Here is a 15259-nt window from a genome sequence, read left to right on the forward strand (position 1 = left end):
ACCGGACACATAACCATAGGCCTTGCGCAAACCTGAAAGACACGCCCATGCAACTGGCCAGCGACACCAAGCCGCTCAGCGGCGCCGCCCTCTGGGCCGCGATTTCCGCCGCGCAGGACAGCATGCCCGCAAAACTGCGCACCATCGCCGGTTTCGTGACCGAGGAACCGGCAGAGTTCATCCGCATGACCTCGCGCGAGATCTGCACGAAACTGGGCACCTCCGAGCCGACGCTGATTCGCTTTTGCCGAAGCCTTGGCTTTGCGGGGCTCGCGGATTTCCGGATCGAGCTGGCGCTGGCATTCGCGGCGCAGGGCGCGGCGGCGTCGGTTCACCCGCAGATCGCCGACCGCCGCCTGTCCAACCCCGATGGCAAACGCCGCATCGCCGAGGCCGCCATCGGGTTGCTTGCCGAGGACAACGCGATCCTGATCGATAATGGCACGACCGTCGAGGTGCTGGCCGAATTACTGGGCAGGCGCGAGGATGTTCCGGCCCTGTCGGTGATGACCTCGGGGCTGATGGTGGCGCAACAGGCGCTGCGCAACGGGCGGCATCGGGTGATGCTGACCGGCGGGGTGATCCGCGCCTCGACCGGCTCGCTGTCGGGGCGGCTGGTGGAGAACAGCCTGAACGGCATGAATTTCAGCAGCTTCGTGATGGGCGCGGACAGCGTCGATCCGGATGGCGGACTGTCCACCTATTCCGAGGACGAGGCGCATGTCACCCGCGCCATGGTCGAGGCCGCCTCGCGCGTCATCGTGCTGGCCGACCACACGAAATTCCGCGGCGCGCGCCTGCACCGCATCTGTGGTTTGCGGCGCATCGCCATTCTGGTCACCGACCGGAACCCGGGAGAACACATCCGCACGGCGCTGGATGCCGCCGGTATCAGGCTGGTGGTCGCTGACGCGCCGGCCTCTGACAGCAAGGACTGATGATGAACAGCTTCACCTCCCAGGAAATCAACGCCCAACCCGAGATCTGGCGGGAATGGGCCGCGCCTCTGGCCAGCCGGGCCAATGAGATCCGCGAATGGATTGCCACGCGCGCCCCGCGCGAGATCTGGCTGTCGGGTGCCGGGACCTCGGCCTATATCGGCGAGGCATTGTCGCGGCAGGTGACCGGCGATGGCCCACTGTTGCTGCTGCTTGCGACGACCGATCTCGTGGCCCGCCCCGGTCTTGGCGCGAACCGTCCCGGCCCAACCCTGGCCATGCAATTCGGGCGCAGCGGCAACAGCTCGGAAACTGTCGGGCTGATCGATCTGCTGGACGCGCATATGCCCGCGGCGGACCGGCTGAACATCACCTGCAACCCCGACAGCGCCCTTGCCACAAGCCAGGGCCCCGGCCCCGGAGAGACGCAGGCGATCACCCTGCCCCCGGCGACGCATGACCGGGGTTTCGCGATGACCTCCAGTTTCACCACCATGTACCTGACCGCGCTAGCCTGCCTGGATGCGGGTTTTGACGCGGGCACGGCCCTGCCCGCCCTGTCGGATGCCGCCGCTGCGATCCTGCCCGGCCTGTGGTCGCTGGACGCGCCACGGCCCGAACGGGCGATCTTTCTCGGCTCGGGCGAGTTGACCGGCATCGCGCGCGAATCGGCGCTCAAGGTGCTGGAGCTGACGGCGGGGCGCACCTTGACGCAATGGGACAGCACATTGGGCTTTCGCCACGGCCCCAAGGCGGCGGTCGATGACAATACGGCGGTATTCGTGATGATCCATCCCGACCCGCAGACCGCCCGCTACGACATGGATCTTGCCGCAGAGATCCGCAGCCAGTTCCCGGATATCAGCGTCACCACCATCGGCGGAAAGGGTTGCGATATTGCCCTGAACCTGACCGGCACGGCGGGGGATGCGGTGCTTTACGTCCTGCCCGCGCAGGTGCTGGCGCATCGCTGGTCCGAGGCTCTGGATCTGCCGGTGGACGATCCCTTTGCCGGGCGGAACCTGACGCGGGTGGTTTCGGGCGTGAAACTCTATGGATGGCAGAGATGAATTGCGGTGCCATCGACCTGGGCGGTACCAAGATCGAGGCGCGGCTCTTCGACGACGCGATGGCGACGGTCGAGACCCGGCGCATCCCCACGCCCCGCGACAGTTTCGACAATTTCATCGCTGCGCTGGCGGGTCAGATCCGCTGGCTGGAGCAGCAGGCAGACGATCCCGCCCTGCCCGTCGCCATCTCGATCGCCGGGGTGATCGACCCGCAGACCGGCATCGCCACGGCCTCTAACATTCCCGTCTCCGGGCGCGGCATCGCCAAGGCGCTGCATGCCGGGATCGGGCGCGACCTGCCGCTGATCAATGATTGCATGGCCTTCGCCTATTCCGAGGCGCATGGCGGCGCAGGCGACGGCGCGGCCTCGGTCATGGGCATCATCCTCGGTACCGGAGTCGGCGCCGGGATCGTCCAGCGGGGCCACCTGCCGCATCGCCATGCCGGGCTTGCGGTCGAGATCGGCCATATCGGCATGCCCGCCCGCGCGCTGGCCCGCCACGACCTGCCGGTCTGGCAATGCGGCTGCGGGCGGGTGGCCTGCCTAGAAAATTACGTCTCCGGCACCGGGCTGCGGCGGCTGGCGGAATGGGCCGGGCTGGCCAATCCCGATCCCGAAAATGTGGCCGCCTCGGTCTCTGACGATCCCGTCGCGGCGAGGGTCATGGATATCTGGGCCGATTTGGCGGGCGAGATGGTTTATACCGCGCAACTTCTGCTGGATCCCGAGGTGATCGTATTGGGTGGCGGGCTGTCGAATATCCCCGATGTGCCGCAGCGGCTGACCGATGCGCTGACCCGGTTGCGGCTTGGCAATTCACGGCTGCCCGCGATCAGGCGCGCGGTCCATGGCGACAGCGCCGGCGCCCGCGGCGCGGCATTGATGGCAAAGGCATATCAGACATGAGCGATCTTCTCACCCCGATCATCCAGGCCATGCGGGCGGGCAACGGCCCCGCGCTTCCCTCGGTCTGTTCGGCCCATCCCGATGTCATCGCCGCCGGGCTGCGGCAGGCGGCGGCGCATGACATGCCCGCCCTGATCGAGGCGACCTCGAACCAGGTGAACCAGTTCGGCGGCTATACTGGCATGACCCCCTCCGATTTCATCGGCTTCGTGAAGGGTATCGCAAAGGCGCATGGGCTCGGCCATGTGCCGGTGATCCTTGGCGGCGACCATCTGGGCCCGCAGGCGTGGCGCGACCGCCCGGCCGATGAGGCGATGACCCTCGCGGCCGAGATGATCCGCGCCTATGTGGCGGCCGGTTTCACCAAGATTCATCTCGATTGCTCGGAAGGTTGCGCAGGCGAGCCCGCGCAACTGGGCGACGATCTGGCCGCCGCGCGCGCGGCGCAACTGGCCGCCGTGGCAGAAGGTGCCGCCACCGACCCGCAAGCGCTGACCTATATCATCGGCACCGAGGTCCCGCCCCCCGGTGGCGCGCGTCATGACGGCGAGGGCATCACGCCAACACCGCCGGAGAACGCCGCCGCCACGCTGGAGGCGCATCGCCGCGCTTTCGAGGCCGAGGGCGCCGGTGCGGCATGGTCACGGGTCCGGGGTCTTGTCGTGCAACCCGGACTGGAATTCGCTCCGGCCAGCCTGTTCGCCTTCGACCGGGCGCAACCGGATCGGCTCAGCCCGGTTCTGGGCGACAATCCCCGGCTCTGTTTCGAGGCCCATTCGACCGATTACCAAGACGCTCCCGTCTATGCCGATCTGGCCCGACGCAATTTCGGCATCCTCAAGGTTGGCCCCGCGCTGACTTTCGCATGGCGCGAGGCGCTCTACGCGCTCTCGCATATCCGCCACTGGCTGGATGGTAGCCCGCATATCTCCGGGCAAATGGAAGCGCTGATGACCGAGGACCCCCGCCACTGGCAGGGCCACTATCACGGCGACGATACGCGGCTGTTGCGCCATTTCGGCTATGCCGACCGGATCCGCTATTACTGGCCCAAGGCGCAGGACGCAGTCGAGGATCTATGCCAGGCAATCGACCGCGCCGATCTGCCGACCCCGCTGATGCAGCAATACCTGCCGCAAGCGACGCTGGACCGGGCGGCAGGGATCGACCTGCCCCGGTCCCGCGCGATCCTGCAATCCCATGTCGAAGAGGCGCTGGCAGATTACTACCCGGAGGCCAGATGCTGATTGCCGCGGATCAGATCTGGATCGATGGCGGGCTGCAAGCCGGACATGCCATCGAAACCGACGGCGAGGTCGTGACGGCATGCCGCCCATTGGGGGGTGATACGCCCGACGCGTATGTTCCCCTGCTGATGTCCGGCTGCACCGATCTGCAGGTGAATGGCGGCGGCGGCACCTTGCTGAATACCGATCCCACCGTCGCGGGGATCGAGACCATTGCCGCCGCCCATCGCAAGCTTGGCACCGCGCGGATCCTGCCCACATTGATCACCGATGCGCCGGAGGTGATGGAGGCCGCCGCTGACGCCATCATCGCCGCAAAGGGACGGCCCGGCATCATGGGCATTCACCTGGAAGGCCCCCATATCGCGCCCGAGAAACGCGGCACCCATGATACCCGTTTCATCCGTCTGCTCGATGATCGGACCTTGGCGGTCCTGCGGCGATTGCGCCAAGCGGATGTGCCGGTGCTGCTGACATTGGCCCCTGAACGCGCCAACCCGGTACTTTTGCGCGAGGCGGCGGCGATGGGGGTGGTGCTGTCGGCGGGACACAGCATGGCAACAGCCGCCGAGGCGCGGACGGCGCTGGATAATGGCGTCACCATGTTCACCCATCTCTACAATGCAATGCCACAGATGAATTCGCGCGAGCCGGGGATGATCGCCGCGGCGATCCTGTCGGATGCCTGGTGCGGGCTGATTACCGACGGCATCCATGTCAGCCCCGAAATGCTGCAAGTGACACTGAATGCCCGGCCCCGCCCCGACCGCTGTTTCATCGTGTCGGATTCCATGCCGACAATCGGCGGGCCGGATCATTTCAACCTCTACGGCATGGATATCCATGTGCGGGACGGTGCGCTGGTGAACAGCGAAGGCTCGCTGGCCGGGGCGCATATCGACATGATCACCTCGATCCGGCGGCTGGTGCGGATGACGGGTATCGCGCCGGACCGCGCCATCGCGATGGCCACCGATATTCCCTGCGCCGCCATGGGCTTCGCCCCGCTGCGGATCGCCCCCGGCATGCCGCTGACGGATCTGGTCGCGCTGGATGACGGCTTGCGTCTGATCGATATCCCTGGCACCGAGCCATAACCGGGACCGGCCGGAATCCGCGTCACGCCATCGCTGTCCAAAGGCGGAACCGTTTCGTTCGGTGATTTTCACGCAACAGCCCCATCGCCTGCATGCAGTCCAGCTGCCGTTCAACTGTCATGTGACTGAATCCGGCGGTATCCAGGCCATGCACAGGGCCACTCGACGCGCGAACATCGAAGCAGACAATTCGTGCGCCCATATTGTTCCAGAGTTAGGCTATACTGCCCCAATCACGTAACCATAACATGAGACTCCTTCCCAACCTCCAACACAGAGTTGAGGCGTTTCGCCGAAATCGGAGCATTTGCAACAGGTATCAACGGTACATCAATCGCGTGTTCAGGCTGTCCAGAACACTGGCCTGTACATCTAGGACATAGCCCTCACCGCTTGGGCAGGCATAAACATCGAAGCGAGCCATCAAAACTGCCTATATCGCTCCAGAGGCAGGCCATGCCTGATCGGCCCATATTTTCGAACTGGCAAGCGCCTTGGCGTTTTCGCGCAGCCATGTATCTGCCTTTGCCTCGGCAACGGCAACGGCAACGGCACGGCGTAGCCCTGCTTCCGCCGCTTGTGAAAGGTTCACACCAAATGATCTGGCTTCATGGAGCAGAGCTTGGTCTAGTGAAAGATCGGTTGGTCTTCTGGGCATGGATTGTGGCGGCATCAACGGACCTTTCTATCATGCGCATGATATATGCACATAGAAGATAGGGCTATGCTGATACCATGATGTTTTCCGGCCACCTAAATCAGGCCATGCAGCAGCGAGCCGTTTGCATCATCGGTATGCGGACCGGAATCGTCATCCGTGACCGGTTGCCCTATGAATGTGACATTGGGGATCAAGGTTCCAAGCAACCCATCGCTCCCTTCCAGCGTCTGGCCGATTGCGGCGAAGATATCCGGACCCTCGCTGCTCTCCGTTTCTGCCGCGATTGCGGTTTGCGAAGTATCCGCCTGAGTCGTGGACACCGTATCGACAGCCGTTTCGACGGTATCGGCGACCGTCGTTTCTTCGTCACCACTCGAAGTGCCTCCAACGAGGCTTCCGACGGTGTCGGTCAGACCACCCAGAAGGCCGTCCTGACCGGTGAGACCGTCAGCGACATTGGCCACAGTGTCGGAGACTGTCTCGACCGTATCGCCAACCGTATCGGTAACGCCCTCCAACACCCCGTCATCGCCCAGTACGGCGTCCGTAGCGTTGGCCAGGGGCGCGGATGCGGTATCTGCGACCGTGTCGACGGTATCGGTTGCCGTCGCCCCTTCATCACCATCGCCAGACAATGCACCGGCAAGGTTCTCGACCGTATTGGTCAATCCGCCCAACAGCCCTTCCTGACCGATAAGGCCGTCAACGACATTGGTTACGGTATCGGAGACTGTCTCGACCGTATCGCCAACCGTGTCGGTAACGCCCTCCAACACCCCGTCATCGCCCAGTACGGCGTCCGTAGCATTGGCCAGGGGCGCGGATGCGGTATCTGCGACCGTGTCGACGGTATCGGTTGCCGTCGCCCCTTCATCACCATCGCCGGACAATGCACCGGCAAGGTTCCCGACCGTATTGGTCAATCCGCCCAACAGCCCTTCCTGACCGATAAGGCCGTCAACGACATTGGTTACGGTATCGGAGACTGTCTCGACCGTATCGCCAACCGTGTCGGTAACGCCCTCCAGCAGCCCGTCATCACCCAGCACGGCATCCGTAACATCGGTTAGCGTTGTTGATACGGCATCGACAGTCGTGTCGACAGTGTCAGCGACCACCTCTACGATATCTCCGGCTACATCGTCTACGCCCCCAACAAGACCACCGACCGCATCGGTAACCCCCCCCAGCAGGCCATCTGTCCCGACGACAGCATCCACGACTGTGACAACAGTATCGGTGACCGTTTCCACCGTTTCTCCGACGCTGTCGACGACTTGATCCACTACACCATCTTCTCCCAGGAGATCGTTGGCCAGATCGGTAACAACTTCCACAGTTCCCCCTACGACCTCTCCAACGCCATCCAATACACCGTCATCACCGGTCAAAGGATCAGTGATGGTGTCGACTGTATCCGCTACGGTATCCTCTGCGGGCTCGGTCACGTCGCCTTCAGGGCTGTGTGGTGTTTCGGAACCGTCTGCAACATCATCCGGGGAGGAAGGCTGACTTGTTGCCTCGGGCGACTCTTCGCCGTTCTGTGCGGTATCTGGCGCATCGTCCTCGGGCTCAGAGTCCATGATATCTGCAGGATCAGTTGGTGTGATATCGGGGACGGCTGTTATCGGCGCCTGGCCATCTCCATCATGGGAAGTGTTTGTCTCTCCGTCTTTACTGATAGACAGGCTGGCGATCGGATTGGCCGAGGCTAATTGGACATGCCCTCCCCCCCCTGCCCCGGCAGATGGGGTCATGTCTTCAGGCGAGGTTTCGATTGCCGCCATCTCCGTTTCGACCGGAATGTCCGTCGCGGAGACCTCAATCTCTGGGCCTTGTACAACCTCGACATTGGCAGCCGTCACGTTCTGTATGGGCAGCTCCACGTTTTCTGCCGGGGGAGGGGGGGGCGTATCCTCGGCCAGATCCTGATCCTTGGCCTCATCCATATCCGGATCAGGGGCTGCGCCGGCCTGAGCCGTTGCGGCCTCGGCCTCGCTTTGCTGCAGCAGGGTCATGCCAAGGCCGACCGCACCGGCGGCCAGGGTTACCAGGCCAGCCTCGGCCGAGGTCCCAGTGGTTTGCCCGTTGGGGTTTCGAATTTCCATGCGCTTGCGAGCTTCGGGACGTGCTTTCATGTCATCATTCGCCATGATCTATTCCTCTCGAAAGGCATGGGTGATTTCATCCAGTAATGGGCCGAGCAAATAGCTTACCACAGTGCGTGACCCCCTGGGGATCACGACTTCGGCGGGCATTCCCGGTCGCAACGGAACTTCAGCCTGTGCGATATCTTCGGTCTTCAGCCCCACCCGAATAGAGAAATAACTGGTGCCTGATTGGCTATCGGTTACCTTATCGGCTGAAATGCTGAGAATTTCGCCTTGCAATTCGGGTCGCTGCTTGCGCGGCACACCAGTCAGACGGATATCGGTCATGTCTCCTACAGCGATGCCGTTGATATCCGATAGGGGCAGGCGCGCCTCGACAATGATCGGATTGTCGTCGGGCACAATATCCATGAGTTTCTGCCCTGGTTGAATGACCCCGCCCTCGGTAAACACCGAGAGGCCGACGATCTGGCCACTGACCGGCGCACGGATCCGGCTACGCTCCTCGACAAAATAGGCAGCATCGAGCCGGGGTTGCGCCTCGGCCAACGCAGAGCGGGTGCTGCGCAACTGGTCGGTGATTTCACTGACCCGTTCATCTTCCAATCGTGCGACGGCAAGCTGCGCCTCGGAAATCTCCTGCTTGGCGCTGGCGATCTCGGCAAGGCGCGCGCCTTCATCGCCCATCACATTGGCGACTGCCCGCTCCAGTTCCATGGTGCGGTTGCGCGATGTCAGTCCCGATGCCTGCAGCTTGCGCGAGGTGGCCAGCTCCTCTTCCAGCAGGCTACGCTGCTGCGAAAGTCCCTGCAGCTGTGCCTCGAGACCGCTGATCTGTTCGTGCAGCTGCGATACGCGAGAGGTGAGCATGTCGGTTTCCGTCTGGAATTTGCGGGCCCGTGCCTGCAACAGTGCATCTTCATTCGCGATAGCTTCGGCCACTTCCGGCTGATCGCTCTTCTCGGCGGACAGTTTGTCGAGGCAGGTAATCGGGTCGCTCTTGTCTCGCTCGCATTCCAACCGTGCTTGCTGGGCCTGTAGCGCAATCACTTCGGCTTGGGCGATGTTGCGTGACGCGCGCGCTTCGGTTTCATCCAGCTCGATCAGCAATGCGCCACGGGACACCGTCTGACCTTCGGCAACATGCAGTTGCGTGATCACACCACCATGCGGATGCTGGACGGATTGGCGCTGGGCCATCACTTGGAGACTGCCCTCAGCCAGGGCCGAACTGGCCAGCGGAGCAGAGTTGCCCCAGACCAACACGGCCAACAGAAAGGCAGCCACAACGCCAAACCCCCAAAGTGCTGGGCGCAACGGATTGCGGTAATCGGCCAGCTTCGGGGGGGCGACGAGATTGCTCATGCACTCTCCCCCAACTTTTCCAGGGCACCGGCCAGCATTTCCTCGGGGGGGCCCAATCGTCTGATGCGCCCGCCATCGAGTGACAGGATGGTATCCACCGTTTCCAGAACTGCCGGCTGATGGGTGATGACGACGATCGTGCTGCCCTGCGCCTTCATTACAAAGAGTGCTTCGCTGAGCGCGCGTTCACCAGTGATATCCAGATGCGCATTCGGTTCGTCCAGCACGAGCAATCGCGGCTTGCCCAGAAGCGCGCGGGCGAGGCCAAGACGCTGACGCTGGCCGCCTGACAGGCCCAGCCCGCCCGGGCCCAGCAAGGTGTCATATTGCTTGGGTAGATCGAGGATCAGGTCATGGATTCCGGCCAGCTTGGCCGATTCAACGACCTGCTCGATCGGAACATCCTGGAAACGTGCGATGTTCTCGCGGACGGTTCCTGCGAACAGCCCGACATCCTGCGGCAGATAGCCGACAATGCGCCCGAATTCCGCGCGGTCCCAATGTTCATAATTGATACCGCCGAAGCGCAGACGCCCATCCGATGGCGACAGCGCGCCGATGAGCAACCGCGCCAATGTGCTCTTGCCGGAACCACTCGGACCAACAACCCCCAGAACCTCGCCGGAATTGATGTTGAAGGACAGGTTATCCAGGACCGGTTTCTTCCGGTTCGCAACGCGGTAGGACAGGCCTTCGACTTCCAGCGCGGTCACGTCACTGGGAACGATCGTGCGGATTTCGAGATCGGGGTTCTCCTTCAGCAATGCAGCGACACGATGATAGGCCGATCTTGCGGCGACAGCATGCTTCCACGCTCCCACCGATTGCTCGACGGGAACCAGTGCGCGCCCCATGATGATGCTGGCGGCGAAGATAGTCACCGGCATGATGGTGCCATCGATGGCAAGCCAGGCACCAGTCCCCAGAAGCAACGATTGCAAAAGCAGGCGCGCAAAGCGGATGCTGGCGGTCACGGCTGCATTGCGGTCGCTGGCCAGTGATTGCTGCGCCAGCATATTTGCCCGATTGCCCTGCCAGTGGCGCTCTACCGACGATAGCATTCCCATCGCATGAATGACATCGGCATGCTGCATGATGTTTTCGGTAAAGACAAACGCGCGTCGAGATGAGGATTGTGCGGTTTCGAGCGCGATCTTGGTCAGTCTCTCGTTGACGAAAACCAAAAGCAGAAGAAGCGCCGAGCCAACCGTGGCGACAAGGCCCAGGACCGGGTGAATCAGGTAAAGCAGCCCCAGATAGATCGGAATCCACGGCAGGTCGAAGGCGAAATGAATGCCCGGACCCGTGATGAAGGCACGAAATTCATCCAGCTCGCGTAATGTCTGAGCGCTGGAGGACATGCCCTGCTTGGCCGATTTTCGCACCAATGCCCCAAAGACCGGGCCGGCCAGCTTGTCATCCAGAAGAACCGAGCAGCGAACCAGTAGCCTACCGCGCAGCGCATCCAGCAATCCCATCACACTGAGGGCCAGCACCAGGATAAGGGTCAGCATGGCCAGCGTCGGAATGCTTTGGCTGACCAAGACGCGATTATAGACCTGCATCAGGTAGAGCGGTGAACTCAGATAAAGCAAATTGATCGCGCAGGAAAAGATGCCCGCGAATGCAAAATACACGCGCAACGATTTCAGCGCATCGGAGATGTAACTGTTTGGCAGATCATCGCCTGCCGCTTGCATTTGGTGGGCCTCGATCGCGGACATATGGCTATTCCAAAACACGACATAATGCCGGGATACTTATCGTTATACACATCACAAATTTGTACACTGAATACAATTCACTCCGTATTCAGTGTACAAATTAAAAGGCCCGAACATAATTATATTGTCCGGACCCTTTGGTGTTCATATGGACCAACTCGCCTTAAAGTAGGCCGCCAAGATCCGGCAATCCATCAGTCAGGCCATCCGCAGTGCCAAGGAGGCCGTCGGCTAAACCAAGCGTATTGCCCAGCAGTCCTTCGACACCCAAGCCGCCGCCTTCGCCAAGGTTGTTCACAGCACCACCAGGACCGATCAGATCGGAATAAACGTCCGACACGGCACCAGTGATGTCGAGTTCGCCAGCATTTCCAAGCAGATCGTCAACAACGCCGTTATCACCGAGCAAATTGCCCGTCAGTGTTTTTCCGTGCATCGAGCCGGGAGCCAGGCCTTCAGCCACGTCCTGAACTCCGTCATAAACCCCCGAGACACCACCAACGATGGAGCCCAAAAGTCCGCTTACAGGTGAGAGAAGTCCACCAAGCATTGGTTCATACCTCTTATTGATACGTTCATTTAAGCCTAATTCAATGAATTAGGGCACCTCAACTTTCTCTCGCCAAGAAAGTAGAGTCAATCGTTTTTTGTTTTTAATGTAAGCATTATAGACTGATCGCGTGAAGTGCCGAGGCATTCGCTTCTTCGGCGTCACCATGAAGGATAGAAAATGAGCACGACTACTTATCGCGCAGGAAAAGTTGCAATCATTAACTTCACGGGGTTTCGCAAGAATTGGGGCTGCCAGGCAACGAGCTGGGGCTTGATCAGTCTTCTGAACGGAGGCCTCGAACTTGAGAAGTTGCCCAAACTTTCACTTATCCCGTTGCTTCCTCGTCATGAGGTAGACTGGCAATTTGGACAGGAACGTATACAAGATATTCATGCCGCAATGCTGGATGTAAGTCATTGCGAACGTACAGCCGGCAAGGCGCTCGATTATCTCGAACGGCTGGTCCTTGAGCGATACGGCAAATATGCGAGCCAGACGCAAAATGCTGACCTCGTCATCTTTCAGGCTGAGGGCACGATGGCGGGAACGGATTTTGTGCGTGGCGCGAGGTTGCTGCTTTTGCCTTTTGTAGCCAAGCATGCTTGGAAAAAGCCGGTCCTGTCGCTCAATCAGACCATTTATTCCTGTGATGAGACCTTCAATCCCGTGATGGCTGCGGCCTTCAACAGCTTCGATCTGGTAGCAGTGCGCGAGAATATCTCGTTCGACGCGGCGCAGAAGGCCGGACTTCGAGAGGTAAGCCATATACCAGACGCTGCGTTTTTGACACGTCCACGATCAACATCACTGAACATCCAGGCGGGGCGACATTTTGCAGTCACTGGCACTGCCTGGACTGGACACGATACTCATGAAGAAATTTTCGCAGCTGCTGACCTTCTTAAGCGAGAAACTGGCCTGATGCCGCTTGTGACAGTATCAACTCCTGCGGACAAAGCGCTGTTTGAACTTGCGCAACGATATTGGGGTAACGACGGATTTACGTACATCCCGTCGAGCGTTTCCTACACAGCAGCAGCTTACGCCTTGCAACAATGCCGTTTCATTCTCAGCGGCCGCTACCACATGACGATCATGGCGCTAGCCGCCGGCACACCCGCGATTCAACTACCAGGCAATTCCTATAAGAATGAGGGGCTATCGGCAATGCTGGGAGGTATAGCTCCCGTTCGGGCCTTTGATGATCGTAGCGCCATCGCAGAGGACGCATCAAGGATCCTGGGCGATCCGAGTACCGCCAATGCAGTTCTTCGAAATGCGCTGCAACCGATCAAAGAGAGACTGCATTGCGCAACAGGCTATTTTGCAGATGTCCAGAAAGGACTACCCGCGACGCTTCCCCATAGCCTTCACATCCCGCCAGGCCGCAAGATTTCAGCCACAGACCATATTGCGCCGTACTGCGCGAACACTATCAAGCAGGTTGAAGACTTCATTTACACCAAATCTACGAATGGTGATCTTGGGAAAGAACCGACGCCGCGTGTGTTGTTCGAGGAGTTGGTCTCAGCCTATCACGCCGGCGACCATGCGGTTTTACCCAGCCTCATCCAGATGATGGGCAGCTTTCCCGGAAAGATCGAGCGAGCTCGTCCGGCATTAAGGGACGAAATTAACCGATTTCCCCTTGAGATCTTCGCAAAGGCAGGCGCTCCACGTCCTGCAGATCCAGAGCATCCGATCATGGGGCTGCAGGATCTGCACCGGATCTGCGGAGGGGATATAGCTGCGATGAAGCTTCGCATTGTGCCGGGTATATCCCCTGCTGTTCCACGCCCCACCAAGGCCAAGGACATCTCATCACATCTCGCAACGCTGCGGGAAGAATTTTCCACAAAATCAGAACTGCTCTTCTATCACGCGGCACTTATTTGCTTGATGCGGCGTGGAATAGAATCAACACAAGCTTATGAATGTTTCCAGGCAATCTGGAGCGAAGAAAATGATTTTCTACGGCGCGAACTAGACAGTAGGTGGCTTGTCTCAGCATGCGACACATTTGCCGATCATGCACAAGATCCTGCAGACCGTGCCCTGGCCATGATAGGCGTCACCCTTGTAAACACGGTGAAGCTATATGAAACAGAAAACTGGGCTATTGGCATACGTGGAAGAACACATGACTATCGTGCTGTTATGTCGCAAAATCAATTATTTGACGGTGTCTTCGCTTTTGGGATAGGTGGCGGAGATATGATGTATTATATGCAAAAACGACTTTCAACCATAGCAGGCAAAGAACATATAGTTTCCGTGATTCTTTCAGAACTGTTTAGTCGTATTCATGCACATGACACCGTCTTTCGTCGGCTCCGAAATATGCACCATGTCAAGAATACACTCTGGGATACTCAATTATAGAATCAATTTTGAGCGGTACACATACGTATATATCCATCCGGATCATACCTGACAGGATCACGTCCCGTGTAACAGTTCAGGACTGCGCAGCGGATTTGAACCTCCGCGACCTGCCGGTCGAACTCTCGCGCCATGAGGCTCTGGCTCAAACGTTTTACACAATGCATCTTTGCCTCGACGCGACTTCGACGGTGATACTGACCCCATCGTCTCCAGATCGCAGGGCCGAGATATTTGACCGCCCGGAGGATTTCGTTGCGGGCGCGCGCCAGCGGTCGTCGGTTTCCATGGCTTGGCATTCTTGCGCGGTGGGTTAATGGCTTCGACATAGCGATCCGCAATCGCGTCATGGCATTTGCGGGTATCATAAGCCCCGTCACCAGTCACGGAGCCGATTTCCTCATCGGGTGGGGTCTGGCTGAGCAGTTCCGGGAACATCGGACGCTCACACTGCCTCTCTGTTCGATACAGATTAATAAATTGATCTGACGCTCTATATAGTTGACATGCAAGCTGTTTATTCGGTCCATCAGAAACCCGAACAATGCAGTGCCCATAAGCGCCAGAAGATTATGATTATAGGATAGATAGGTGGTTCCGAATACGAGAAGCACTAGAATAATCACTATCACCACAACATTGGCCCATACTCTTTGCATGCGCTTGGTTTCTCGCTCGTGTTCGAGGAGGTAAATGGCAGAATTAAAATCGACTGCAAATAACGGGGGGCCGTACATGGATCGTATCGCTCCAAGGGTGTGCCAAATACAGGTAATTTTGCTCAGCAGACTCAATCTACCTACCGTGCTGGGGAGTGCATCATGAAGAAAATGAAACCTATTTCAGTCACTGAAAGCGGAACCGGGGGTGCCTAACCCTCTCCGACCCCCTGTCCTCTTTGGAAATTCGAAGACCTAACCCACTTATACAAACCTATTGGGACTACCAAGCCTGCCTTTTCAGCGGAGTTTTTTTTCAGCAAGAAGCTGCTCGTAATGTGATGTGGTCCATGATGCGCGCTACCGTAGTCACGAATACAGAGAGACAGAAAACCTGCGACGACACGATGAAGTTTAACAGGGTGCTGAAGAAGTCCGCGTGCTGGAACGGTTTCCCTTCGCGGCGACTTTCGGCGTTCGACGCCGGGTCCTGCGAGGCCGGAGGGATGTTTGCCTGACGCCGGTTCTCTTCGTCAGGCTGCCA

The 15259-nt window shown here is 59.5% G+C and carries 11 protein-coding genes and 1 pseudogene; 6 read left to right on the forward strand and 6 right to left on the reverse strand.

Going from position 1 to position 15259, the window contains the following annotated elements; all coding sequences use genetic code 11:
* Nucleotides 1-47: 47 nt before the first annotated feature.
* Genes JHX88_RS21685 through JHX88_RS21705 form a run of 5 tightly spaced genes read left to right on the forward strand, consistent with a single transcriptional unit; the run spans nucleotide 48 to nucleotide 5260 of the window.
* Nucleotides 48-938, forward strand: a complete 891-nt coding sequence (locus JHX88_RS21685) for a DeoR/GlpR family DNA-binding transcription regulator (protein WP_076526923.1) — start codon at nucleotides 48-50, stop codon at nucleotides 936-938.
* A complete protein-coding gene (locus JHX88_RS21690) occupies nucleotides 938-2008 on the forward strand; it encodes an AgaS family sugar isomerase (protein ID WP_076526924.1) in 1071 nt (356 codons plus the stop codon). Before JHX88_RS21685 ends, JHX88_RS21690 begins: the two co-directional genes overlap by 1 nt.
* A complete protein-coding gene (locus tag JHX88_RS21695) occupies nucleotides 1996-2916 on the forward strand; it encodes an ROK family protein (RefSeq protein ID WP_084203194.1) in 921 nt (306 codons plus the stop codon). The genes JHX88_RS21690 and JHX88_RS21695 overlap by 13 nt, the downstream gene beginning before the upstream one ends.
* The gene (locus JHX88_RS21700) at nucleotides 2913-4163 is read left to right on the forward strand and encodes a class II D-tagatose-bisphosphate aldolase non-catalytic subunit (RefSeq protein WP_076526925.1); all 1251 of its coding nucleotides are present in this window, start codon (nucleotides 2913-2915) and stop codon (nucleotides 4161-4163) included. Before JHX88_RS21695 ends, JHX88_RS21700 begins: the two co-directional genes overlap by 4 nt.
* Nucleotides 4157-5260 carry an N-acetylglucosamine-6-phosphate deacetylase gene (locus JHX88_RS21705; protein ID WP_076526926.1) on the forward strand — a complete coding sequence of 368 codons (1104 nt, stop codon included), beginning with the start codon at nucleotides 4157-4159 and terminating at the stop codon, nucleotides 5258-5260. Before JHX88_RS21700 ends, JHX88_RS21705 begins: the two co-directional genes overlap by 7 nt.
* Before the next feature lie 433 nt (nucleotides 5261-5693).
* On the opposite strand, the gene JHX88_RS21710 is transcribed toward JHX88_RS21705, so the two are convergent.
* From JHX88_RS21710 to JHX88_RS21730, 5 genes are all read right to left on the reverse strand, one after another.
* On the reverse strand, nucleotides 5694-5933 hold the full coding sequence (locus JHX88_RS21710; RefSeq protein WP_336389971.1) for a type II toxin-antitoxin system CcdA family antitoxin: 240 nt from the start codon (nucleotides 5931-5933) through the stop codon (nucleotides 5694-5696).
* 80 nt (nucleotides 5934-6013) lie between these two features.
* Nucleotides 6014-8074, reverse strand: coding sequence for an autotransporter outer membrane beta-barrel domain-containing protein (locus tag JHX88_RS21715; RefSeq protein ID WP_076526928.1), 2061 nt, complete (start codon nucleotides 8072-8074; stop codon nucleotides 6014-6016).
* A 3-nt stretch (nucleotides 8075-8077) separates the two neighbouring features.
* Complete coding sequence (locus JHX88_RS21720) at nucleotides 8078-9397, reverse strand: HlyD family type I secretion periplasmic adaptor subunit (RefSeq protein WP_076526929.1); 1320 nt, start codon at nucleotides 9395-9397, stop codon at nucleotides 8078-8080.
* A complete protein-coding gene (locus tag JHX88_RS21725; RefSeq protein ID WP_272848298.1) occupies nucleotides 9394-11121 on the reverse strand; it encodes a type I secretion system permease/ATPase in 1728 nt (575 codons plus the stop codon). The genes JHX88_RS21720 and JHX88_RS21725 overlap by 4 nt, the downstream gene beginning before the upstream one ends.
* Before the next feature lie 163 nt (nucleotides 11122-11284).
* A complete protein-coding gene (locus tag JHX88_RS21730; protein WP_141225861.1) occupies nucleotides 11285-11671 on the reverse strand; it encodes a hypothetical protein in 387 nt (128 codons plus the stop codon).
* 180 nt (nucleotides 11672-11851) lie between these two features.
* Between JHX88_RS21730 and JHX88_RS21735 the strand changes: the two genes are divergently transcribed.
* Entirely contained in the window at nucleotides 11852-14056 is a 2205-nt protein-coding gene (locus tag JHX88_RS21735; RefSeq protein WP_084203195.1) for a polysaccharide pyruvyl transferase family protein, read from the forward strand.
* A 2-nt stretch (nucleotides 14057-14058) separates the two neighbouring features.
* On the opposite strand, the pseudogene JHX88_RS21740 reads toward JHX88_RS21735, so the two are convergent.
* Nucleotides 14059-14503 (reverse strand): annotated as a pseudogene (locus tag JHX88_RS21740) (transposase); the annotation flags it as partial.
* Nucleotides 14504-15259: the final 756 nt, after the last annotated feature.

The organism is Paracoccus saliphilus (assembly GCF_028553805.1).
Taxonomy (GTDB): Bacteria; Pseudomonadota; Alphaproteobacteria; order Rhodobacterales; family Rhodobacteraceae; genus Paracoccus; species Paracoccus saliphilus.

What these genes read in the sequence shown, in the direction of transcription:
- JHX88_RS21705 (WP_076526926.1), top strand. Translation starts at nt 4,157, where the DNA reads ATGCTGATTGCCGCGGATCAGATCTGGATCGATGGCGGGCTGCAAGCC.
- JHX88_RS21690 (WP_076526924.1), top strand. Translation starts at nt 938, where the DNA reads ATGATGAACAGCTTCACCTCCCAGGAAATCAACGCCCAACCCGAGATC.
- JHX88_RS21720 (WP_076526929.1), bottom strand. Translation starts at nt 9,397, where the DNA reads ATGAGCAATCTCGTCGCCCCCCCGAAGCTGGCCGATTACCGCAATCCG.
- JHX88_RS21715 (WP_076526928.1), bottom strand. Translation starts at nt 8,074, where the DNA reads ATGGCGAATGATGACATGAAAGCACGTCCCGAAGCTCGCAAGCGCATG.
- JHX88_RS21730 (WP_141225861.1), bottom strand. Translation starts at nt 11,671, where the DNA reads ATGCTTGGTGGACTTCTCTCACCTGTAAGCGGACTTTTGGGCTCCATC.
- JHX88_RS21735 (WP_084203195.1), top strand. Translation starts at nt 11,852, where the DNA reads ATGAGCACGACTACTTATCGCGCAGGAAAAGTTGCAATCATTAACTTC.
- JHX88_RS21725 (WP_272848298.1), bottom strand. Translation starts at nt 11,121, where the DNA reads ATGTCCGCGATCGAGGCCCACCAAATGCAAGCGGCAGGCGATGATCTG.
- JHX88_RS21710 (WP_336389971.1), bottom strand. Translation starts at nt 5,933, where the DNA reads ATGCCGCCACAATCCATGCCCAGAAGACCAACCGATCTTTCACTAGAC.
- JHX88_RS21700 (WP_076526925.1), top strand. Translation starts at nt 2,913, where the DNA reads ATGAGCGATCTTCTCACCCCGATCATCCAGGCCATGCGGGCGGGCAAC.
- JHX88_RS21685 (WP_076526923.1), top strand. Translation starts at nt 48, where the DNA reads ATGCAACTGGCCAGCGACACCAAGCCGCTCAGCGGCGCCGCCCTCTGG.
- JHX88_RS21695 (WP_084203194.1), top strand. Translation starts at nt 1,996, where the DNA reads ATGGCAGAGATGAATTGCGGTGCCATCGACCTGGGCGGTACCAAGATC.